Origin of the sequence: Rothia sp. HMSC064D08 (assembly GCF_001809525.1) — a bacterium.
Classification (GTDB): domain Bacteria; phylum Actinomycetota; class Actinomycetes; order Actinomycetales; family Micrococcaceae; genus Rothia; species Rothia dentocariosa.
In genome coordinates, this window is record NZ_KV797899.1 from 1 (window position 1) to 22,516 (window position 22,516).

The following is a 22,516-nucleotide window of genomic DNA, read 5'->3' on the forward strand; positions in this document are numbered from 1 at the left end:
AAGCTAGCCTCGGTGAATTCCGCCCCGGAGAATTCAGCGTACTCGGTGAAGGTAGCCCCGGAGAATTCAGCGTACTCGGTGAAGTTCGCCCTAGAGAAGCTAGCCTCGGTGAATTCCGCCCTAAAGAAGTTAGCATTCTGGGTGAATTTCGCCTCGGAGAATTTAGCGTACTCGGTGAATTTCGCCCCGGAGAAGTCAGCGTACTCGGTGAATTCCGCCCTAAAGAAGTTAGCGTTCTGGGTGAATTTCGCCCCGGAGAAGTCAGCGTTCTGGGTGAATTTCGCCCCGGAGAAGTCAGCGTTCTGGGTGAAGGTCGCCTGAATAAAATTTGACGAAGCGTTGAAATGACTATTTCTGAAATCAATAGAGTAGAAGAAAATTGTGTTTGAAAAGTCATAATCGAAATCTGACCAAGGACCTTTTAAAAGTTTCTTAGTTCCGTCTTTTTCAGTAATAATACCGTCATTGAGCCGAGTCTTGATTGCGTCCAGAATTGTTAGCCGCAATTCTTTTTCTTCACGGAACCTTGCCTGATCTTTGGCAAACTGTTGTATTCCACTTTCATAACTCTCTGGTACTTCATTCTCAGACAGCACTTTGGACTTGGAGGTAAGGTCAAATGGTGAGCGGATGTAGGCGCAGAGGCTATTAATGATTGCTTGACCTTCTTCCCGGCGTTCTTCTTTGCTGGGAAGAGTTTTCTCGTCACCTAACCACTCGTCAACCAGCTTGATCAGAGTGTAGACACCGCCAAGGCGAATAGGTGCTTTTTCATCGGCGAGTTGTTCAATCGCTGTAGCATAGCGGGTGCGTCGCTCGGCATGTACCTGTCGCATGTGTTCTTGATCGTTTTTACGGCGATTTTCCCACAGAGTAAGGATTGCGAGAACGCCACCAGTGGCTACAAGAACAGCTTGACGTAGAGTTGAGATACTATCGTCTTTGCTGAACGGTTGGGGTACCGCAAAGGGGACCACCAAAAATGCGCACACTCCACCTATCACAGCAACAGCGATAAGGGTCGTGTAGAACCAGTTCTTGCTTAACCATCTCAAAATTCTCTTAAAAAACTTAGAGAGTGCATCCCATATCTTTTTTGGGCTTATCTTCAGGGTAATCATTAGTATCTTTAGTATTCCTGCAACCTAGATCAAATACTCACCTTCTATCATAGGGCGAGGGTAACCGCATATGTCGGAATTACCGTTGCTAACCTCACATATTGCGTGAGGTAGGGGTGGGGTAGTCCCTAGTGTTCGCGCAGATTACCGCCCAAAGAACCCCTAATTTCCGCGTCTTTCCGCCCCAAAATCACCAGCACAACACCCCTTGCCACCGCACCATAACTCACATTCACTTCAAAAAGTTGAGTCTTTTTCACTCAAGTCTGTTGACATCCACCCAAACATATGTAAAACTTGAGTACATGAGGCTCAAGGGGTCACTCACCGGGCAGCATCTCAGCACATCTTCACCGTGCATGCGCTCGGTCTAAAACCCCTTACGCCCCGAAGATTTAACCAAGGAACCCGCCTCGCCAAGAAGCGGGGCATAACACTAAGGAGTACAAAACATGGCACGTGCAGTTGGTATTGACCTCGGCACCACTAACTCGGTCGTATCCACCCTTGAAGGTGGCGAACCTGAAGTTATCCCTAACGCTGAAGGCGCCCGCACCACCCCCTCCGTGGTCGCATTCTCCAAGGATGGCGACGTTCTGGTGGGCAGCGTAGCAAAGCGCCAGGCGGTCACTAACGTTGATCGCACCATCTCGTCTGTCAAGCGCCACATGGGCACCGACTGGACGACGGAAATTGACGGCAAGAAATACACCCCGCAGGAAATTTCTGCACGTATTCTGCAGAAGCTCAAGAATGATGCTGAAGCATACCTAAACGACAAGGTGACCGATGCGGTTATCACCGTTCCCGCATACTTCAACGACGCTGAGCGCCAGGCTACTAAGGAAGCCGGCGAAATCGCAGGTCTGAACGTTCTGCGCATTGTGAACGAGCCGACCGCAGCTGCACTGGCTTACGGCTTGGACAAGGGTAAAGAAGACGAACTGATTCTGGTCTTCGACCTTGGTGGCGGTACCTTCGACGTCTCCCTGCTTGAAGTTGGCAAGGACGAAGACGGCTTCTCCACCATTCAGGTGCGCGCAACCAGCGGCGACAACCGTCTGGGTGGCGACGACTGGGATCAGCGCATTGTGAATTGGCTGCTTGAGCAGGTCAAGTCCAAGACCGGTGCAGACCTCTCCAAAGACAAGATCGCTCTGCAGCGTCTGCAGGAGGCAGCTGAGCAGGCTAAGAAGGAGCTCTCCAGCGCATCCAGCACCAACATTTCGCTGCAGTACCTCTCGGTAACCCCCGAAGGCCCCATTCACCTGGACGAGAAGCTCTCTCGCGCAAAGTTTGAGGACCTCACGAGCGACCTGCTCGAACGCACCAAGAAGCCCTTCCAGGACGTTATCAAGGAAGCAGGCATCAAGGTTTCGGATATTTCCGAGGTTGTGCTCGTGGGTGGTTCCACCCGTATGCCCGCCGTGGCTAACCTGGTGAAGGAACTCACCGGTCGTGAGCCCAACAAGGGTGTTAACCCCGATGAGGTTGTGGCAATGGGTGCAGCCCTGCAGGCAGGCGTGCTCAAGGGCGACCGCAAGGACGTTCTGCTGATCGACGTGACCCCGCTGTCCCTCGGTATCGAAACTAAGGGTGGCGTGATGACCAAGCTGATCGAGCGCAACACCGCTATTCCGACCAAGCGTTCTGAGACCTTCACGACCGCTGAAGACAACCAGCCTTCCGTGTCGATTCAGGTGTTCCAGGGTGAGCGCGAATTCACTCGCGACAACAAGAACCTGGGTACCTTCGAGCTGACCGGTATCGCCCCCGCACCGCGCGGCGTACCCCAGATTGAGGTTACTTTCGATATTGACGCCAACGGCATTGTGCACGTCTCCGCAAAGGACAAAGGCACCGGTGCTGAGCAGTCCATGACCATCACCGGCGGTACCTCCCTCTCGAAGGAAGACATTGACCGCATGGTCAAGGATGCTGAGGCTCACGCAGAGCAGGATAAGGCACGCCGTGAGGCAGCCGACACCCGCAACGCGGCAGAGTCTGTGGCATACTCCGTCGATAAGCTGCTGAAGGAGAACGGCGAGAAGCTGCCCGAAGACGTCAAGACTGAGGTTCAGGGCGATGTCGACGAGCTCAAGAAAGCCCTTGAAGGCGATGACGACGATGCCGTGAAGTCCGCTCTTGAGAAGCTGCAGGCATCCCAGACCAAGCTGGGCGAGGCTCTGTACGCTTCCGCACAGGCAGAGGCTAACGCAGACTCCGCTTCTTCTTCCAAGGAAGATGACGAAGATGTGGTAGATGCCGAAGTTATCGACGAGGACGAAGACGAGAAGAAGTAATCATGGCTGAACACGAGAACACTGCGGGAGACCCACTGGAGGAGGCATTCAACGCCCCCGCCGCCGAGGGACACCCCGAGGCCGAGGAAGCCCCTGCCGCAACCGATCAGGCTGCGGCGGGGGAAACCCCCGAGCCGAGTGAGGAAGCACCCTCAGAGGATGCGAAACTCGCGGCAGAACGCCTGGACAGCCTGCTTCGCCTGCAGGCGGAGTTCACAAACTTCAAGAACCGCGCCGCCCGCGAGAAGGAGCAGCTTCGGGAGTTCGTGGCGAGCGATATTGTGAGCCTGCTTCTGCCGGTGCTCGACGATATTGACGCCGCACGCAAGCACGGCGACCTGCAGGAAGGTCCCTTCGCTGCGATCGCTGCCAAACTTGAGGAGTCTCTCAAGAAGGAAGGCGTGGAACGCTTCGGTGAGGTGGGCGAGCCCTTCGACCCGAATATTCACGAAGCGGTCATGCAGCAGCCGACCAGCGAGGTAGAACCGGACCACATTTCGATGGTTCTGCGATACGGGTACCGCGTGAAAGAGCGCGTGGTACGCACCGCACAGGTTGCGGTGGCTGCCGCCGAATAAACACTCCGTAGAGCATACAGCGGGCGGGTTCTTGAGAAATTGAGAACCCGCCCGTTTGCCGCATATTTCCGCGGATTTTCTGGGATTTCTCTTCCAAAATTGAGTCTAGTAGACTAAACTTTATATAGGATTAAAAACTAAGGTTGTGCCCCTTTGGACGGGGCGTTACAAGAACCCCGGACGACGGGAAAGGAGAACACATGGCAAGCGAAAACTGGTTGTCAGAAGACTTTTACAAAACGCTCGGCGTGAAAGAAGACGCCTCCGACTCCGATATTAAAAAGGCCTACCGCAAACTCTCGCGCAAATACCACCCGGACCTAAACCCCGGGAACGAGACAGCCGAGAAGAAATTCAAGGAAGTCTCCGAAGCCTACGATGTGCTTTCGGATAAGAAGCAGCGCGAAGAATACGACCAGATTCGTAAATACGGTGCCGCAGGGTTCGCCAACGGCGGCTTCGGTGCGGGCGCTGGCGGATTTGGCGGCGCCGGTGGTTTCGGCGGATTTAACGGCCAAAACGTGCACTTCACAACCAGCGGCGGTGCCGAAGGTATCAACATTGAAGACCTGCTCGGCGGGCTATTCGGTGGTGGCGCTGGCGGCGCGGGCGGTTCACGCCGTACCGCCGGGTTCACGAGTGCCGACTTTGGGGATGCCACCGGGTTCGGGGGCGCTCAAGGCTTTGGCGGCGGGCGCCAACATGCCCCGCAGGATAACAACCTTTCCACCAGCACGCGCATTACCCTGCCGCAGTCGTACACGGGCACCAAGGCGACCGTGTTCCTGCCGGACGGCACGAGTACTGAGGCGCGCATCCCGGCGGGTGTGAAGGACGGGCAGAAAGTGCGTGTGCGTGGTAAGGGACGCCCCGGCACCGGTGGCGATCTGATGGTGACCGTGCGCGTTTCGGATGACCCGCACTACAGCCGCGAGGGAAACAACCTGGTGCTGCGCGCCCCCGTCACCCTAGAGGAAGCCGTCAACGGCGGTGTGCTGGAAGTACCCGTACCCGGCGGTAAAACCGTCAAACTGCGGCTGACTCCCGGCAGCGTGGGTCGTAAACTGCGTGCGAAAGGACGCGGGTTCACAACCAAGTCGGGCACCGGCGACCTGCTGGTGATCCCCGAGGTGCACCTGCCGCAGAACCTAAGCGATGAGGCGAAGGAAGCCTTCGAGAAGTTCATTGCTCTGGCACCGCAGGAGAACCCCCGTGAGGACCTTTTGAAGAAAGTTAGGTAGCTTATGAGTGCCCATAATAAGCAGTCGTCGGCATCTGCCTACAGCGCCGACCGGCCGGTTTTTGTGATTTCGGTAGCGGCGGAGCTGGCGGGTATGCACCCGCAGACACTCCGCCAATACGATCGCCTGGGGTTGGTGCAGCCTTCGCGTGCGCCGGGTAAGGTCAGGCGCTATTCGCAGCGCGATGTGGATTTACTTCAGCGTATTCAGCAGCTCTCGCAGGAGGGCGTTTCGCTTGAGGGAATCCGCCGGATTATTGAGCTTGAAGAGATGGTTGAGGAACACCGGGATCATATTGCCCGCCTGCAGGCTCAGCTTGAGGATGCGCACGCCAAGTTGGGGCTGGCGGAACGAGTGTTCGCAGCCAGCACCCGCGGGGATGTGGTGAACATCCAGCGGGGGCAGCGCCCGGCGCCGCGCAAACGCTCCTCGGCGGTGGTGCTGTACCGGCAGAAATAGGGGCGGACAGCCAGTGTGGTACGGTTGATATAGCTCATCAGCCAAGATGCTGAAAGAGCATCTGGAACCGTTTGCTAGGCAAGCGGTTCTTGCTTTATCTTCCTAGCTTTATTCGATGGCGTCGCCGGAAGGTATCGTTACCCCCTTCCCTAGCAGATAATTTATTTACGCCTATAGGTCAGGTCGTGGGCACGGCGGCCCGCCTCGCGAGCCTTCCTCTCAAAGCTGGTCAGGATGCGCCCCTCCCAGCGCGGCGCCCACCCGCCCACGGGGTCGTCCTCGGTAGCGCCTTCACCGGCATGCAGATTCTCGAATTCGGGGTGTGCCTCCATGACATCGCGCATCACATGGGCGTATTCTTCCCAGTCGGTAGCAAGGCGCCAGATTCCGCCGGGTTTGAGCACGCGCGCAACCTTGTCGGCAAAAGCGGGGGAGACCAGGCGGCGTTTGTGGTGGCGTGACTTGTGCCAAGGGTCGGGGAAGAAAACCCAGAGCTCATCAACCGAATTTTCTTCCAGCATGTTATCGAGCAGTTCGGGGGCGTTAGCCTGAGCGACGCGCACATTCTCAACCCCGGCTTGCCCCATCTTGAGCAGCAGATCCGCAATGCCGGGGGTGTAGACCTCAACGGCAAGGAAGTTTGCCTCGGGCATTTCGGAGGCGCGGTGCACGATTGCTTCGCCCAGCCCGGAACCGATCTCGACAACCTGGTAGGCTTCGCGCCCGTAGATTGTGACCGGGTCGAAGGTGGCTTCTGGGGCTACAGAGGTATCTGCCCGCAGCCGGGGTATGTCGAGCACATGGGTTTGGGAGTACGTGTCCCACGCTTTTTGGCGGCGCGAGGTCAGGCGGTCGCCGCGGCGCACGAAGGAGTAGGGCTGGCGGAAGAACTCGGGCGGTACCGTTTTCTTCTCGGGCGTCTGGGGTGCATCGGTGTTGACCGGTGCGGTGGTCTGCGCGTTCTGCTCTTGAGATGACATACCTATCAGGATAACGTAGCGGCGCGCGGAGAGAGGCACTGTTAAAAATTCTGGGGAGTTAAAAATTTCGGGAGCAGTTTTTCATTGTACTGAAGAAACTGCCCCCGTTTGGCCTTTGCGACCGCAAATTCGCCGTGCAGGCTACTTCTTCTTGCCGGAGAACAGCAACGCCAGACCCGCGCCGAGAATCACGATGTTGTTGGCGAGCTGCTGCCCATCCTGAGTGGGCCGGAATGCGCCGTCATGCATATCGGGGTTGCGGAAGTACATGGTCATGAGGTTCGCGCCGAAGGCTGTCAGCCCCGCGCCCGCGAGGCGGGCAGGAATAAAGGGGGTCAGCAGGGTGGCGCCGAGTGCGGTTTCTGAGTATGAAATAAGTTTGCCGAAGGTTTTGGGGTCGAGCTTGGCGACGGCGGGAACGCCGGTTGCTGCCATCTGCTGCAGATATGCGTAGGTACCTTCGTCGGCGCCGAGTTTCTTGACTCCCGCATCGAGCACAAGCGCGCCAGCGGTGAGACGCAGTGCAGCATTTGATAGTTTACCCATGAGTGAGTGTCCTCCTGATGTTTTGTGATGAGATGAGTGATGCGGTGTTTCCGCACCGGGCATTGCAATTGTAGCGGCAAACCTCAGGAAAGTTTATTTAATCGTAAAGTTTTAACATAATTTTTGCGGTAAGCATTATTTTTCAGCGTTTTAGCGGGGGAGAGTGCTGGCTGAGAGAAGCATCGTCGGCGTGTCGCCACCCCCAGATAGCATAGGCTTAGCCAAGGTTTATGCGAGGTATGCATCTTTTGCGGGTAGAATTCTGTGTAGTCATGGCGTAACGATGCGATTTTCCGTGAGCCGTGCTCGTGCGAAAATCTGAACTGCATCGTGATGCCCCGAAGGTCGGGGCTTCCTGTTGAGGTTGTAGCCCGCAGGGCAGAGCACACACAGAAAAGAGGAATAGTGACACAGCGGCCTTCCAAGCATACAGTTACCGAGAATGAGAGTTCCACGGGTGAAGAGAGCCTGCAGCGTGGATTAAGTTACAGGCATATCCAGCTCATCGCTATCGGCGGTGCAATTGGTACGGGGTTATTTTTAGGATCGGCGAAGACTATTTCGCTGACGGGCCCTTCCATCGTATTTGTCTATGCGATTATTGGCATCATTATCTATTTTGTGCTGCGTGCGATGGGCGAGATTCTGCTGTCGAACCCTAAGTACAAGTCATTTACCGATTTCGTATCTGATATTTTGGGTACTCGCGCGGGCTTTTTCGTCGGCTGGTCGTACTGGTTCTTCTGGGTGACCACGGGTATTGCGGATGTGCTGGCGATTACGGATTACACGCATTACTGGTTCCCCGAGCTGCCCTCATTTATTCCCGCGCTTATCGTAATCGGGGCGCTGTTGGCACTGAACCTGCCGTCGGTGAAAAACTTCGGTGAGATCGAGTTCTGGTTCTCCATGGTTAAGATCGTGTCGATTCTGGCGCTTATTGCCGTGGGTGCCGTGATGGTCGTGTTCGGGTTTACGAGCCCGGATGGAACGGTCGCCTCCATCACGCACCTGTGGGATCGTCCGGGACCATCGGGCAACGGGGTGTTTATTCACGGTCTGACGGGGTTCTTAGGTTCGTTCCAGATTGCGTTGTTCGCGTTCGTGGGCGCTGAGCTGGTGGGTACCGCCGTGGCAGAGACAAAGAACCCCGAACGTACCCTGCCGCGCGCAATTAACGCCGTGCCGCTGCGCATGGTGCTGTTCTATGTGCTGCCGCTGTCGGCGATTCTTGCGGTGACTCCCTGGGATAAACTCGACCTTAATATGAGTCCTTTCGTGGGGATGTTCTCACTGGCGGGTGTGTCAATTGCCGCCTCGCTCATTAACTTTGTGGTGCTGACGTCGGCAACGTCTTCGGCGAACTCAGGTATTTTTTCGACCTCGCGCATGGTGTATGGCCTAGCAGAGGAGGGGAATGCGCCTTCCTTCCTGAAGAAGCTCTCGAAGAACGGCGTACCCACGAATGCTCTGTACCTGACGACGGTTCTTCTGCTCTTTAGCCTGGTGATGCTGGCGTTTGGGCGTGAGCTTCTGGAAGCGTTTACTGTCGTGACTTCGGTAGCCTCAATTATGGGTATTTTCACATGGTCGATGATTCTGGTGTCGTACCTGGTATACCGCAAGAAGTTCCCTCAACGGCATGAAGCCTCGCAGTATAAGATGCCGTTCGGTCGCACGATGAGCTGGGTTGGCTTGGTGTTCTTCGCTCTGATGATCTATGCCCTGAGCTTGCAGCCAGAAACTGGGTTGGCTCTGGCGCTTAGCCCTATCTGGTTTATCGGGGTCGAGCTTGGGTATGAGATTATGGTGCGCCGTCATGCACGTAAGCGCCTTCTTGCGGAGTCGGCGCGGGCGGAATCTGAGTAGCGAGTCTTATTTCTTCCTCATTAGCGGGCGGGATGCGGTGCGTAGAGAAAACGTGTGGCATCCCGCCCGCTGTATCTTATGAGGCGATGGCATACGGCATGTACCAGAACAGACCCCAGTATGTATAGATATTCTTAAATTTGTATAGAAATCATATATGATGAGAATTTTTCTTTTGAGAATGTGGCGAGCTAGGCAATAAAGGGACGTACCTCACGTGCGCTGTGTTTTCCGAAAGTAAGGCTTATTGTCAAGGGTTTTTCACAGATTCCTTCCGAAATTTTTTGAATTTCGATATAAAGATTTTATTGTTCGTGATGCATGCTATAGATACGCGACACACTTCCTGGAGATAATTACACAATACCGTCCCTGTTATGTAGAATATATATTCAAAAGTTGTGATAGCTCACCGTATCTTACGGGCTGAGTGCTGCACTTGCCGCCCCGAAAGCCGGGGCTGTCCCGCTCGGCTGCGGGACCCAACCACGAAAGAGGAACTGTCATGCAGCAACCTCACGATAATGCCGCATCGGCGGCAGACACGACAGATAATGCTGAAGAACTGCACCGCGGGCTGAGCAACCGACATATCCAGCTCATTGCTATCGGCGGTGCTATTGGTACCGGGCTCTTCATGGGTTCCGGTAAAGCAATTTCTAAAGCTGGTCCATCTATCCTCTTGGTCTACATGGTTATCGGCGCCGCTATCTTCTTGGTGCTGCGTGCGATGGGTGAGATCCTTCTATCAAACCTGAAATATAAGTCATTCTCAGACTTTGCCACCGATCTGATCGGGCGCCCCGCAGGGTTTTTCCTCGGATGGTCGTACTGGTTCATGTGGGTAGTCACCGCGGTCGCAGATATTATCGCGATCGTGGGCTATACCGAGCTGTGGTGGCCCGATTTACCGAAAGCGGTTCCAGCACTCGTCGTGATTATTGCGCTGCTGGCGCTGAACCTGCCCTCGGTGAAGAACTTCGGTGAGATCGAGTTCTGGTTCGCCATGATTAAGATTGTTGCCATCTGTGCCCTCATTATCGTGGGTGCCATTATGGTTGCTACGAGCTTCACGACACCCAGCGGTGCTCATGCTCAGGTAGCCAACCTGTGGAACGATGGCGGATTCTTCCCCAACGGTGCCACCGGATTCTTAGGCGCCTTCCAGATCGCGGTCTTCGCCTTTATGGGGTCCGAGCTGGTAGGTACTACCGCCGCCGAAACCCAGAACCCTACGGTGACCCTGCCGAAGGCTATCAACTCCGTGCCGGTTCGTATTCTCATCTTCTATGTGGGCGCCCTGATCGTTATTCTGATGGTAAACCCCTGGCGTGAAATTGATCCGGCCAAGAGCCCCTTCGTGACCATGTTTACCCTCGCCGGTATTGCCATTGCGGCGCATATCGTGAACATTGTGGTGCTGACCTCGGCAACATCATCGGCGAACTCGGGTATCTTCTCGACTTCGCGCATGGTGTACGGTCTTTCGCAGGAAGGTTACGCCCCGAAGTTCCTCGGTAACCTTTCCGGGAGCGGTGTGCCCCGCAACGCACTGTTCCTTACCTCGATTCTGCTACTCTCCAGCATCGCCCTGCTCTATGCCGGCGACTCGATTATTGAGGCGTTCACGCTGGTCACCACGATGGCGGCAGTACTTGTGATCTTCGTATGGTCGATGATCCTCGTCAGCTACCTGTGCTACCGCGCGAAGCGCCCCAACCTGCACCGGGAAACCACCTATCCCATGCCCGGCGGCGTGGTAGCATGCTGGATCGTGTTGGCGTTCTTTGCTTTCATTATCGGGATTCTTGCTACCGATAAAGACACTCTCACCGGTCTGATGCTCATGCCCATTTGGTTCATCCTGCTGACTATCGGGTGGTTCGTGAAGAACAGCATCAACCCCGAAATCCCGGAGACCAGCATTACGCAGTCGCATCCGGTGGTGGATATGAAGGCACCGAAGAATAACAAGTAAGGACACTTCGGCGGATATCTGTTCCGCATTACTTCCGGTATAAAAAGGCTCTTGATGTGAATGGGGCGGCGTTACTAGCGCTTTTTCACATCAAGAGCCTTTTAGCGTGATAGGGGAGGAGAAACGGAAGAATCCGCGCCCCGGCTTAACCGGCCTCGGTGCCCGAGGTATCTTCGGCATCCAACACCAGGTCATCTGTGCGGTAGTAGTCCCAACGGGAACAGCCCATACCCCAGCGCATCGCCTGCACCACATCCTGCGCGGCCTCATGAGGGTCAAAAACATTCCGGTTCCACATAGGCTGCATGGGGGTCGGCGCCGCCCACCCGTGCGAACGCAGGTAATCGGTGCTGAACTTGGGCAGAACCTCAGCCTCCATCGCAATTTCGCACAGAAACCCGGCGGGGGAGCGGTAGATACACACAAGCGGCATCGCGTTAGCATGCGCGGCACCCGTGAGCACATAGTAGGTGCGCAGATGCCTGCTCCAGGGCAGGCTCGCCAAACGCTGACCGAGTGAGTTCGTCACCTCGTCCCAACGGTCGCGGGCAGAAACCGTCTGCTCAGATTTCACAACCCCAATACCCTGCACCGCAAGCTGCTCGGGCGAAATACTGGGTGGATGCGGCGGCACCCGCACCGGCGCGACCTCACTCTTCGTCATCTGCAGGGCATCGGTCACCATTGTGCGGCCCACTTGCAAGGCGGTATGCCACGACCCGTACTTCGCGCGCACCGCCGCCAGAAACGGCACCCGCCCCAGATTACTGCGCATGGTAGACCAGGTTCCGTAGGCAAGCACCGTCGGCTGCCGATCATACCGAATGCAGTAACTCATGAAACTGCCCAGTTGGTTACGGAATTCCATATCCGTGAGCGAAGTGCCGCTCAGCTGCCAGTTGTACTCCGCATAATCGGGCGGACACACACCGGTGCGCAGCATGGCGGTTGACCATCCGCCATCACCCAGCTGATCACGAATGCTCTCGCAGGAGGGCGGCCATACAAACGAACCGTGTGCCACGTCTTGGGACTCAACCGGAAGATGCTGGCACACATCGCGGTAGGTAAGCTCATCAAGTTGCGTATATGGATGCAGCGCCAGGTACTTGAGTCCAGCGCCCACCTTCCCTAGAATCAGGGCGATATTCTGCGGTGAAACCCGTGCGCTCTCCAATAAGCGCAGCATATCCGCCATGACCGTTGCATCCAGAGTTGTTGCGGCGTAGGAACCATCCGGCGCCAGACCGTAAGCCTCTGCCACCGCATACCAGACGGCGGTCGCCAGCAAAACATGGGTGGGAGTCTGCTCGCCGTGCGAACCAAACTCCCACATGCCAGAATCTAAAGCAAAATCAAGATGTTCCCGGTTAACCTGCGGAAAAAGAACACGAATACGCCGGTGCGTTTCGCTCGGAGTCCAGCCCTGCGCAGCCAAGGCGGTAATCAGCGTGCCAAACTGCTGATGAAATTCGGCGTACCCCGGTGGCAAAGACGAACGTGAAGGCGCCTGTGCGCGATCGTCAGCACGACCATACATGCGAAACCTTCTTTCAGCCAGTCCACCGTGAACCGGCTACCGTCATGTCATCTTCTATGCCCCGGCGCATAACTTCTGCACAATCGCCGGACTATCTGAAAAATAGCGATGTGATGTTATTACCTATTCTAGATGCGGGACCATAGCTGTAAAATTTATTACGCTCCGATGCGCAACATACCCCGCGCCGCACGCCCCGCAAGACTGGCACAGCACACCCGAGAATGCGAAACTGAGAGAATGAGCGAAAAACACGAGCGCACCGAAGCTACGAACACCCGCATCCTAACGATGCTCGCTAAGGAATTAGACCTCAAACCCACGCGTGTTCGTGCCGCTGTGAACCTGCTCGACTCTGGGGCTTCGGTTCCATTTATCGCTCGATACCGCAAAGAAGCTACGGGTGCGCTCACCGACACCCACCTGCGTGCTATTAGTACCCGGCTCGATGCCCTGCGTGCGCTCGAAACTCGCCGCGAGAATATTCTCAGCTCGCTCGCCCAACGCCGCGAAGACGGGCTGATCGACCCGCTCACCTACGAACAACTCATCACAGGGGTGGGGGCGGCATCCAGTAAACAAGACCTCGAAGCGCTCTACGCACCCTACCGGAGCGAGCGCATCACCAAGGCGCAGCGTGCTCGCGCGGCAGGTCTGGAGGCGCTCGTTGAAGATCTGCTCGAAGTTCCCCTTGCCGAGGTCTACGATATTGCCGCAGCCTATGTGGACGAACCGGATGAAACCGACGATAAACAGGCGGCCGATGCCGGAAAATCCGAAGGCACCGGAATTACAACGGTGGAAGAAGCCCTTGACGGCGCCCGCGCTATCCTGATCGACCGGGCACTCACTGACCCAACGCTCGCCGAACGCCTTCACGAAAGAATGGTTGCCACCGGAACGATCTCTAGCCGAGTTATCGCCGGGCGGGAAGCCGAAGGGGCAAAATTCGCCGACTATTTCGACTTCTCCGATAGCATCAGGCGTATTCGCCCGCACCGGGTTCTCGCCCTGCTTCGCGCCAAAGAAGCAGGAATCGTGCGGATCAGTATTGACGGTGCCACACCAGCCCCGCCCCTGAGCAAACTTCGCGGTGAGGCACGTGCTGCTGCACTCGCCCTTGCCGAAAATTACGAGAACGTTCGTTCGGGATACGAGCGTGAAGTCGCCGCCGCGCTGCGCATACCCGTGCAGGTTCTCAACACCGTCGACAGTGAAGACCGTGTGCTCGGCTGGCTCGCCGCAACCGTGCGCACCGCATGGCGTCAACGGCTGCACCCCCGTCTGGCAGACCGCATACGCAATGCCCTCTTCGAGATGGCAGAACGTGAAGCCATCACCGTTTTCGCCTCGAACCTGCGCGACCTTCTGCTTGCCGCACCCGCCGGGCAAAAAGTCACCCTCGGGCTTGACCCGGGGCTGCGTAATGGCGTGAAATGCGCGGTTATTGACGGCACTGGCCACGTGCTGAAAACCTTCACGGTGTACCCGCACGCGCCTCGATACGATCATGCCGGTGCGCTCGCTGCCCTTGAAGATGCGGTGCTCACCCACGACGTGGAACTTATCGCCATCGGCAACGGCACCGCCTCACGTGAGACCGATAAACTCGCCGCCGAACTACTGGCGAAGCTGCGTTCTCAAGGGTATAAGACGGCACAGAAGGTTACCGTCTCAGAGGCGGGGGCATCCGTATATTCAGCCTCTGAACTCGCCAGCGAAGAGCTGCCCGATCTTGACGTAACGGTACGCGGGGCGGTCTCGATCGCCCGGCGGTTGCAAGACCCGCTTGCCGAACTCGTCAAAATTGATCCCCAGTCATTGGGGGTGGGGCAGTACCAACATGACGTCAGCGTAACCGCTTTAAGACGCGCCCTCGATAACACGGTTGAGGACTGCGTAAACGCGGTGGGGGTCCACCTGAACAGCGCATCCGCCGCACTGCTTGCGCGTGTTGCCGGTTTTAACCGCACGATTGCCGAAAATATCGTGGCATACCGGGGCGAACACGGGGCTTTCACCACCCGGGAAGAGCTTCTGAATGTGCCGCGGTTAGGGGCTAAAGCCTATGAACAGGCAGCGGGGTTCGTGCGGATTCTGCACGGTACCGAACCGCTGGATGCCTCTGCCGTGCACCCCGAATCGTACCCTGTGGCGCGGCGTATTATCGCCGATGCGCAGCGGAAACATGGGGCGCTCTGGCAATCCGGGCGGCTTATCGGCAGTGACAGGGAAGACCCGCTCACCGCGCTCGACCCCGCCGACTATGTGAACGAGAGCATCGGCGAATACACCGTGCGCGATATTTTTGAGGAGTTGCGCCGCCCCGGGCGTGACCCGCGCCCCGAATTCCGTACCGCACGCTTCTCTGAGGACATATCTCGCTTTGAGGACGTAACCGTTGGGATGGTGCTTGAGGGAACCGTCTCGAATGTGGCGGCCTTCGGTGCCTTCGTCGATATCGGGGTTCATCAAGACGGGCTGATTCATATCTCGCAGATGAGCCGCGAGTATGTTGCGAACCCGCACGACATTGTGCGAAGCGGCGATATCGTGACCGTGAGAGTTGTTGAGGTGGATGCGTCTCGCCGTCGTATTTCGCTCTCGCTGCTGGTAGATGAGGGCGACTCGGGTCGCTCGGAGACGGTGCATAAGAAAACGAATAAACGTTCTTGATAGGGGTGGCAGCATGCTTCACCGGGCGGAGGCGGATACAACGATGCGTGCTCAAACAACTGACAGCATTATGTCTGCGACCGTGGGCGGTCTTGCCAGTCATGCTGTCAGAACTGCGCCGCTATCGTATATCCGCCTCCGCACGAAATATGGTTAAAAATTTTCCGGCATCGAGCCGCAAAAACTTACGACAGAGCTTCGCGGTACATTGCGCCTAGAATTTAGGATTCTCAGGGTCGGGGCCTATGCGACCATCTTTCCGCGTAAGCCCATCAATCGCCGCAATGTCTGCCGCATCCAGGGTGACATTAGCGGCCGCAAAGTTCTCGGCAATGCGCGCAGGAGTAACCGACTTCGGAATCGCCACAATCCCCTTCGCCAGATGCCAAGCGAGCACAACCTGCGCCGGAGAGATACCGTGCTTACCCGAAATCTCAACGATCACCGGGTCCTTCAGAATCTCGCCACCCTGACCGAGCGGCGACCAAGCCTCAGTCGCAATACCAAACTCGCTGTGCACCGCGCGCATATCTTCCTGCGAGAAATACGGGTGCAGCTCAATCTGGTGAATTGCTGGGGTCACCCCGGTATCGGTAATAATCTCGCGCAGCTGAGCCTGCGGAAAGTTAGAGACACCAATCGAACGCACCTTACCCTGCTTTTTCAGTTCGATGAGTGCCCGCCACGAGTCGAGATAGGTGCCCTGCTGCGGCATAGCCCAGTGAATCAGATACAAATCCACGTAATCGGTGCCGAGCCGCTCTAGCGATGCATCAAGCGCGGCAATAGCCTTCTCAAAACCCTGATCCGAGTTCCACAGCTTGGTTGTGAGAAAAATATCCTCGCGCGGCACGGAGCTGGCGGCAATACCGCGACCTACCCCAACCTCGTTCCCATAGATGGATGCGGTATCGATGTGGCGGTACCCCGTTTCGAGAGCCGTACCGACAGCATCGGCGGCACCATTATCCTCAATCTGCCACACGCCATACCCGAGCTGAGGGATGCTGTTGCCGTCGTTGAACGTGATGTTTTTGACCATTACTTCTCCTGAAATTTGATGGGGACTGACGCTTTCAACGGTACCCCTGGATGCGCTCGCACGCTAGGGTGACGGGCGCATCCAGCCCAGCGCGAAACCGGTAAGCCCCTCCCAGGCGCGGAAAAGAGCCTTTATTTATATAAAGCGTGAAGAATCCCGCTTTATTCGCTATCAAGAGCCTTTTTAGATTCAGAAAGTACAAAAAGTATGAGCTGTAGAGATAAACGGGATTTGAATTCTGCCGATCAGACAGTCACATGACTATAGTCATACATTCTTACTGACGTTACGGCACTGCCTGTAGAGAGTCTTCTTCGAGAGACTGGAATAGCCGGGATAGAAAAGGCTTCTATCCAATCGGTGTTCTAAGGAGAATATGATGACTGCACTAGTCACCACTAAAGTCAATGCTCTTGCAGCCGCACGTACTTTCGGGACGGCAGCGGGTAGCCCCGCTCACCGCCGTGCACTTGTGGCAAATCCCAGCGAGGTTTTGGCTGAAGCAGGCGTTGTTCCCTCAGGAACTCAGGTCCGCCTGGTAGAAGATGAAACCCTAACTCTGGGGCACCACAAGGTTGTTGATGACGGGGAAGAACTCGTCATCGCAATCGCTCCCGCAGTCGAAGAAGAGCTTGATACCACCGAATCCCCTGAAGACGGTATTTGCTGGTGCTGCTGCTGCCCTTGCTAAGTTCTGAAGGGCTATAAACAACGATGGGAACCAGGCTATTAAAGCTTGAGTACTAGCCTGGTTCCCACTCTGGATACACAGTGAAGGAAAATCATGAAAAAGCGTTCAACAGGTCGTTGGGTTTTTCGTGGAGCGTTACTCGTCGGATTTTTGCTTATTAACGCTTCAGCCAATCATTGGTGGCCGTTCCTATGACTTTTACATATGACAACGGATTAGTTCAGATGCCTGAACCCCCGCATCTTTTTACATCCGCTTGGTACGAATCTCCTATTTCGAGTGCTCTAGCCTGGCAGAGCCACGCTCCTGAGGGTATTGGGGCATCAGATATTTCTGGCGTTTTGTTGGCCACTCGGTTTGAGAGTGTCAAAACGGTTTTGCATGATGACCAAAGGTTCTCTGCTGTGGGACAAAAATATTTGAGTCAAATGCAGTCCCAGGCACACTACACGAAACCTGAGCCTGCAGATTTTCAGATTCCTCAAACTCAGCAAAGGTTCTTAGCGCATATGGATGGATCCCCTCTTCGCCAGATGCGCAAAAGGCTACGTACTCCTTTTACCGCTGCGAATTCTAAGAAAGCGGTCGAACGTTGTCGAGATGCTATCGAGCAGTCCGTCACGATGCTCACGCAGTCGAAAAAGCTAGATCTTGCAGGGTGGTGTGATGATCTCGCGGTATCCCTGATTAGTGTTCTTATCGGGTATGAAGGAGATATTATCGAGCTTTCTCGATGGTGCCGAAAACGGGGTACTGTCCCGAGCAAACGAGAGGGGAAACTCTCTGCTCCAGACGCGCATCAGCTCTTCGCCGAAGACGTTATGGGTGCAGGAGGGTTCTACCATCAGTATCGTCACGATGGTATGCCCCACGATGCAGCAGTCGAAATTGTCAGTATGCTCGCCTCAATCACCCATGAGAGCCTGCAATGGGCTATGACTAACGTTTTGACCGTACTGACACAGCGTAACCTTTGGGAAACAGTAAATTACGAGAACTCTATCGCTATGGTTGATGAGGCACTGCGCCTATACACGCCTACCGCAGCGTTAGGACGCCTCGCTACTGTCGATACCAAAATAGGTGGAACGTCCATTCATGCGGGGGAATTAATCGTGTGTTTACTTCATGCCGCACAACACGATTCCAGAATGTTCCCAAACCACGATGAGTTTACGCCCGGCAGGCCGCATGCGTCAGAAGTAACCTTTGGGATGGGACCTCACGCATGCCTCGGATTCCCCATCGCTCGTCCTCTCATGGGGGCAGTTACCCATAAAATCGCAGAATCTGCGTGTACTTTACGGCTTGGTGAAAATCCCGAACCACTACCGGAGATGATTAACTCTACGTGGATCCAAATGCCGGTACACCTTATACCTTCAATCTCTGGGGAGAATCTTTATGCAGGGATATGAGCAATACAGTGTTATCGCTGAGGACATTCACCAAAATTATAGTGATGTGAAGGTGCTTAAAGGCGTCAACCTCGCGGTCGAAAGGGGAGCAGTTCACGGTATTCTCGGGCCTAACGGCGCGGGGAAAAGCACCTTTGTAGATTTGTGCACCGGATCTTCTAAACCTACAAGCGGTACGATGCAGGTCCTCGGCGTTGATCCGCATCGTAACTCTGCCCTTGTGCGTTCACATATGGGTATTGTGATGCAGGAAGCGGCATTCCCGACTGGGCTCAAAGTCAAAGATGCTGTCACCTGCTGGCAGCGTTATATGTCTGCAACAGAATACACAGTGCCTGAGTTTTTCGATCTTGAGAAGCTTGCGGATCGCAGAATCCATGAGCTTTCTGGTGGCGAAAGGCGCAAACTTGACCTGTATCTGGCTATGATGGGCAATCCTTCTCTGCTTATTCTTGACGAACCCACAACTGGACTTGATCCGTTAGCACGTAGAGATGTGTGGGAGGTTATACAGAACCTTGCCGAAACAGGTACTACTATATTGCTTACTTCTCACTATCTTGATGAAGTTTCGGCTCTTTGCCAGCAACTTTCTATTCTCCTTAACGGGCAGATTGTTGCGAGCGGAACCCCAGCGCAGATTGCTAAAGAATACAGTCACACACGGCAAGGCTGGGTAGAACTCTCGGACTGCCAGAACGCCCAAGCTCTTGGCGGAGACCTTTCTTCGCAGAGCGGGTACAAGAATATACGTGTTCATGATGCCACGGTTTCATTCGATGTAGAGTCCCCAACAGGGTTACAAAACTTATTTGCAACATCCGCATATCGTGATGCTGTCCTTGATTTCGCGCTCAGCGACTATTCACTTGAAAACGCGTACGGCAGCATTGTGCGATCTACGGATGCCCCACAGGGTATAGGTAGTACCCGCACGAATTAGGAAGGCCACTTACGTGAGTGCCACAATCTCAAACTTCACACGGAGTCTGTATGCGCAAATAGCCATGCAGCTGACCGTCTTTATCCGCAATATGCGGAGTGTTTTTTTCACCTTAGCCTTCCCCATTATGATGATCGTGCTCTTCGCCAGTGGATCTTCAGGACAGGCTGATATTCCCGCTCAGCAGGGAGTTGATGTGACAATGGCAAGCTGGACTATTGTGGGCTTATGCTGTTATACGCTTCTGATGGGTACATTTGTGCGTGTAGCAGGTGATATGGCGGCGCAGCGCTCGACCTCTCTCCTGAAACGCCTGCGACTTCGGAGCACATCGGATGCCGCAGTAATCGCTGGTTACATTGTGACTGCATCCATCATTGCCCTAGCGTGTACTTTAATCCTTATTGTCTTTGGTATGGCGGTGTATCACCTGCCTATGCCTAAAAATATTCCACTGACGATATTGGTTATTCTGCTGACTACGGTGGTGCTCTCGCTCATCGGTGCTGCGTACGCATCGTTTATTCCCAGTGCAGAAGCAACTCAGATTATGCTGCTGCCGCCCGCTCTAGTTTTGATGTTCCTCTCAGGTATCTTCCAACCTGTATGGACTATCCCAGCTGGGCTACGAGACTTCGCAGGGTGGTTCCCCCTTGTGCACTTAACGGATGCATTACGTTCCGCGTGGTTCGGACTCGATGTAGCACACGCGCAGGTAAGTGATACTGGATTAACCATCCCTTCAGGAACCCAGTTCATCAGTACTCAAGGGATGCTTGTTATCGGTTTATGGTGTGCAGTTTCACTTATTTTTGCGATTACTAAATTCCGGTGGGATCCCCGACAACACTAGGAGAGAACTATGATAACCGCATCGTTAGATAACCAATCTGAGACCGCTGAGCTATATCCCCAAGGAACTGAACGATATGTAAGGAACCCACAATTCCACTTTACTCAGCAGACCCGGGAAAATCGCACGACAGTTGTTGCTTCTTCGCCCGAAACAACAGTGCTGCTTGAAGGGCCTGAGGCTGAATTTATCGTTGAAGTTGACGGGAAAACCTTGGAAGATATGATGCGTTTACCCCGCTGGGCAGCGGATCTTCCACTCATGTTTGCTCTTGCGGCTCAGCTGCAGTATCGCGGGCTTATTATGACTGAGACTCAACTTTCAGACCATACTACGCAGGGAAATATTGAGATTATTGACGTTACTCGTGCCCGAGTTCTTAAGTCTTTCTCTGCCTCGCCTCAAGACGGCATACGGGTTATTGATGGGCACACGGTTCCTAGCGTGAATTCGGGTTTACCAACGGTGATTGTCTGCGAAGATATGATTTCTCCCGCTGCCGAAAAGCTGTCTAGGAAGTATGAGGCGGCGGGGCATCTGTACTGCCTAGTGCAATTACAGGGAGCGGATGCTCTCATAAGCCCAGTGCTGGGGATTTCATCGAGCGTACCTTATGATCAGCTCAAGCATAGTCTTCAAGTTAACGCACAGTATGCTCTTTCGGGCGGTAAACTTCTGGACAATGTTATGGGGGCGGCCTCAGTGACTCCGCGTTCCGTGGTGCGCTCGCTTATCTGGTTGGCAATTCAGCGAATGAAGACATCAGAGCCCGCAGAGCATACAGTCTTACGTTTTAAAAACGGTCTCTTTGAAGGGGCGCACTACGTCATGACGGGTGCCAAGACTACTAAAGCTCAACCGTTGAACCTTGACGCGCAGGCTAAAAAAATTGACCTGAGCTTCAATCCCGTCAACGACGCTGGACGCGCAAAATCTACCCGAGAGACCTGGGAAACCTATCGACATCTTGTATCTGATGTAACAGGAGTCGTCTCAAGCCTTAAACGTTTGGTACCTGAGGACGAAGAACTCTTGGTACACGTTTATGGGGCGGGACATAACTGGGCACTCAATCATGGAAGCTCTGAAGAATTCACACGTAGCTTACGCGGTCGTTCTTCGGGTAAAGGAACCACCGATTTAGGTGCCCGAGTATCCGGTTTGGCAGAAGCTATTGAACGTCATAGTGCGATCTCTGACGGCACTGAAGCCCGTTTACACACCAGCTATAAAGACTTGAGGGAGCGCGCTCTAGACCCTCGAACCCTGACACAGTTCTCTCAGGATCAATACGAGCAACGGGATGTTCTCAACCAAGTGAAGGATCCATATCACTGGGTTCCAGAAAAATTCGATCCCACAGCAGAGATTGATTGGATGCCTGTTTGGCGACCCGCATGTGATGAAACTGCCTGGATTCCTGCAGCGTACTCGTTATTCATGTTTGATCACGGAGCGATGCTGCCAGGTGCAAAATGCCCGCTTGGACAGAAAATGATGCGCTCAGATTCAAACGGTCTCGCAAGCGGTTCTACCCCAGGCGATGCCGCCGCGCAGGCTCTGCTTGAACTTATTGAGCGCGATGCCGTTGCCATTTGGTGGTACAACAAAATTCCCCGCCAGATAATGGCACCAGAGTTTACGGATACCCCTTTTATTCAGCGTACCCGAGAATGGCTGCAAAGTATCGGCCGCAACCTAGAGATTCTAGATATCACAACAGACATAGGCATTCCTGTAGCTGCCGCTGTAGCCCCTAAACCTGGGGATGCGTCCGATCAGATCATTCTGGGGTTCGGCGCGCATCCTAACCCTGAAATTGCCGCAACCCGTGCAGTAACAGAAGCTCTGCAGTTTATGTGTGCCCTGCCAGCGCAATTTAGGACCGCAGAAGGTATGGATCTAGACCTCCTTAAAATTTCGGTAGATGATGCTGCTAGTCATTGGCTTCAAAACGCTAAACTAGCCGATAATCCTCATCTTGTACCTGATCCACAGGCACTTAACGTAGAACATGTACCGTGGAAGCAAGCCGACCCCCAACGTATTATTGCGCGTCTGGAAGATGTCGGTTTACCTGTGTACCTTCAAGAGCTTACACGTCCGTATATTGGGCTTCCTGTAGTACGTGCTCTAGTCCCGGGACTGCGTCCGTGGTGGAGGCGCTTAGCGGCGGGACGACTCTACGATGTTCCGGTTCAATGCGGATGGCTTGCCCAGCCCACCCAAGAAACTGACCTCAATCCGATCTCCATGTTCTTCTAGAGGGAGTTACCCC

General features: G+C 54.8%; 17 protein-coding genes. 12 read left to right on the top strand and 5 right to left on the bottom strand.

The features are described 5' to 3' along the window. Positions 1–1,121 (bottom strand): pentapeptide repeat-containing protein (locus HMPREF2625_RS05445; protein ID WP_070522712.1); only part of this gene is annotated, 1,121 nt, incomplete at its 3' end. Positions 1,122–1,573: 452 nt separating this feature from the next. Here HMPREF2625_RS05445 and dnaK point away from each other — a divergent pair. The 4 genes from dnaK (at position 1,574) to HMPREF2625_RS05465 (ending at position 5,702) form a co-directional block, all read left to right on the top strand. Beyond that, positions 1,574–3,424 carry a molecular chaperone DnaK gene (dnaK, locus tag HMPREF2625_RS05450; protein WP_004006017.1) on the top strand — a complete coding sequence of 617 codons (1,851 nt, stop codon included), beginning with the start codon at positions 1,574–1,576 and terminating at the stop codon, positions 3,422–3,424. A gap of 2 nt (positions 3,425–3,426) precedes the next feature. Beyond that, positions 3,427–4,002, top strand: a complete 576-nt coding sequence (locus HMPREF2625_RS05455; RefSeq protein WP_070522715.1) for a nucleotide exchange factor GrpE — start codon at positions 3,427–3,429, stop codon at positions 4,000–4,002. Between the two features lie 200 nt (positions 4,003–4,202). Continuing rightward, positions 4,203–5,243 carry a DnaJ domain-containing protein gene (locus HMPREF2625_RS05460; protein WP_070522718.1) on the top strand — a complete coding sequence of 347 codons (1,041 nt, stop codon included), beginning with the start codon at positions 4,203–4,205 and terminating at the stop codon, positions 5,241–5,243. A 3-nt stretch (positions 5,244–5,246) separates the two neighbouring features. Beyond that, complete coding sequence (locus HMPREF2625_RS05465; protein WP_070522721.1) at positions 5,247–5,702, top strand: heat shock protein transcriptional repressor HspR; 456 nt, start codon at positions 5,247–5,249, stop codon at positions 5,700–5,702. Positions 5,703–5,863: 161 nt separating this feature from the next. On the opposite strand, the gene trmB is transcribed toward HMPREF2625_RS05465, so the two are convergent. Together trmB and HMPREF2625_RS05475 are read right to left on the bottom strand one after the other, a co-directional pair. Beyond that, complete coding sequence (gene trmB, locus HMPREF2625_RS05470) at positions 5,864–6,682, bottom strand: tRNA (guanosine(46)-N7)-methyltransferase TrmB (RefSeq protein ID WP_070523269.1); 819 nt, start codon at positions 6,680–6,682, stop codon at positions 5,864–5,866. A 141-nt stretch (positions 6,683–6,823) separates the two neighbouring features. Beyond that, a complete protein-coding gene (locus tag HMPREF2625_RS05475; protein ID WP_070522724.1) occupies positions 6,824–7,228 on the bottom strand; it encodes a hypothetical protein in 405 nt (134 codons plus the stop codon). A gap of 405 nt (positions 7,229–7,633) precedes the next feature. Here HMPREF2625_RS05475 and HMPREF2625_RS05480 point away from each other — a divergent pair, with 405 nt between their 5' ends. Beyond that, the gene (locus HMPREF2625_RS05480; protein ID WP_070522727.1) at positions 7,634–9,097 is read left to right on the top strand and encodes an amino acid permease; all 1,464 of its coding nucleotides are present in this window, start codon (positions 7,634–7,636) and stop codon (positions 9,095–9,097) included. Positions 9,098–9,602: 505 nt separating this feature from the next. Continuing rightward, on the top strand, positions 9,603–11,075 hold the full coding sequence (locus HMPREF2625_RS05485; RefSeq protein WP_048753228.1) for an amino acid permease: 1,473 nt from the start codon (positions 9,603–9,605) through the stop codon (positions 11,073–11,075). 145 nt (positions 11,076–11,220) lie between these two features. Here the strand turns inward: HMPREF2625_RS05485 and HMPREF2625_RS05490 are convergent, their stop codons facing one another. After that, positions 11,221–12,615, bottom strand: coding sequence for a TY-Chap domain-containing protein (locus tag HMPREF2625_RS05490; RefSeq protein WP_246826700.1), 1,395 nt, complete (start codon positions 12,613–12,615; stop codon positions 11,221–11,223). Between the two features lie 240 nt (positions 12,616–12,855). Between HMPREF2625_RS05490 and HMPREF2625_RS05495 the strand changes: the two genes are divergently transcribed. Next, the gene (locus HMPREF2625_RS05495; protein WP_070522730.1) at positions 12,856–15,291 is read left to right on the top strand and encodes a Tex family protein; all 2,436 of its coding nucleotides are present in this window, start codon (positions 12,856–12,858) and stop codon (positions 15,289–15,291) included. A 214-nt stretch (positions 15,292–15,505) separates the two neighbouring features. On the opposite strand, the gene HMPREF2625_RS05500 is transcribed toward HMPREF2625_RS05495, so the two are convergent. Beyond that, complete coding sequence (locus HMPREF2625_RS05500) at positions 15,506–16,333, bottom strand: aldo/keto reductase (RefSeq protein WP_070522733.1); 828 nt, start codon at positions 16,331–16,333, stop codon at positions 15,506–15,508. A 376-nt stretch (positions 16,334–16,709) separates the two neighbouring features. On the opposite strand from HMPREF2625_RS05500, the gene HMPREF2625_RS05505 reads away from it, so the two are divergent. The 5 genes from HMPREF2625_RS05505 (at position 16,710) to HMPREF2625_RS05525 (ending at position 22,503) form a co-directional block, all read left to right on the top strand. Further along, positions 16,710–17,024 (top strand): hypothetical protein, encoded by a 315-nt coding sequence (locus HMPREF2625_RS05505; RefSeq protein ID WP_141745423.1) that lies wholly within the window; start codon positions 16,710–16,712, stop codon positions 17,022–17,024. A gap of 224 nt (positions 17,025–17,248) precedes the next feature. Continuing rightward, positions 17,249–18,442, top strand: a complete 1,194-nt coding sequence (locus HMPREF2625_RS05510; protein ID WP_070522738.1) for a cytochrome P450 — start codon at positions 17,249–17,251, stop codon at positions 18,440–18,442. Next, the gene (locus HMPREF2625_RS05515; RefSeq protein ID WP_070522742.1) at positions 18,429–19,385 is read left to right on the top strand and encodes an ABC transporter ATP-binding protein; all 957 of its coding nucleotides are present in this window, start codon (positions 18,429–18,431) and stop codon (positions 19,383–19,385) included. The genes HMPREF2625_RS05510 and HMPREF2625_RS05515 overlap by 14 nt, the downstream gene beginning before the upstream one ends. Positions 19,386–19,398: 13 nt before the next feature. Further along, entirely contained in the window at positions 19,399–20,238 is an 840-nt protein-coding gene (locus tag HMPREF2625_RS05520) for an ABC transporter permease (protein ID WP_141745424.1), read from the top strand. A gap of 9 nt (positions 20,239–20,247) precedes the next feature. Next, positions 20,248–22,503 (top strand): YcaO-like family protein, encoded by a 2,256-nt coding sequence (locus HMPREF2625_RS05525; protein ID WP_070522748.1) that lies wholly within the window; start codon positions 20,248–20,250, stop codon positions 22,501–22,503. The last annotated feature ends 13 nt before the right edge of the window (positions 22,504–22,516 follow it).

Coding starts and splice junctions, on each gene's coding strand:
- trmB (WP_070523269.1), bottom strand. CDS start 6,682: ATGTCATCTCAAGAGCAGAACGCGCAGACCACCGCACCGGTCAACACC.
- HMPREF2625_RS05465 (WP_070522721.1), top strand. CDS start 5,247: ATGAGTGCCCATAATAAGCAGTCGTCGGCATCTGCCTACAGCGCCGAC.
- HMPREF2625_RS05475 (WP_070522724.1), bottom strand. CDS start 7,228: ATGGGTAAACTATCAAATGCTGCACTGCGTCTCACCGCTGGCGCGCTT.
- HMPREF2625_RS05500 (WP_070522733.1), bottom strand. CDS start 16,333: ATGGTCAAAAACATCACGTTCAACGACGGCAACAGCATCCCTCAGCTC.
- HMPREF2625_RS05505 (WP_141745423.1), top strand. CDS start 16,710: ATGATGACTGCACTAGTCACCACTAAAGTCAATGCTCTTGCAGCCGCA.
- dnaK (WP_004006017.1), top strand. CDS start 1,574: ATGGCACGTGCAGTTGGTATTGACCTCGGCACCACTAACTCGGTCGTA.
- HMPREF2625_RS05490 (WP_246826700.1), bottom strand. CDS start 12,615: ATGTATGGTCGTGCTGACGATCGCGCACAGGCGCCTTCACGTTCGTCT.
- HMPREF2625_RS05510 (WP_070522738.1), top strand. CDS start 17,249: ATGCCTGAACCCCCGCATCTTTTTACATCCGCTTGGTACGAATCTCCT.
- HMPREF2625_RS05495 (WP_070522730.1), top strand. CDS start 12,856: ATGAGCGAAAAACACGAGCGCACCGAAGCTACGAACACCCGCATCCTA.
- HMPREF2625_RS05525 (WP_070522748.1), top strand. CDS start 20,248: ATGATAACCGCATCGTTAGATAACCAATCTGAGACCGCTGAGCTATAT.
- HMPREF2625_RS05515 (WP_070522742.1), top strand. CDS start 18,429: ATGCAGGGATATGAGCAATACAGTGTTATCGCTGAGGACATTCACCAA.
- HMPREF2625_RS05460 (WP_070522718.1), top strand. CDS start 4,203: ATGGCAAGCGAAAACTGGTTGTCAGAAGACTTTTACAAAACGCTCGGC.
- HMPREF2625_RS05455 (WP_070522715.1), top strand. CDS start 3,427: ATGGCTGAACACGAGAACACTGCGGGAGACCCACTGGAGGAGGCATTC.
- HMPREF2625_RS05485 (WP_048753228.1), top strand. CDS start 9,603: ATGCAGCAACCTCACGATAATGCCGCATCGGCGGCAGACACGACAGAT.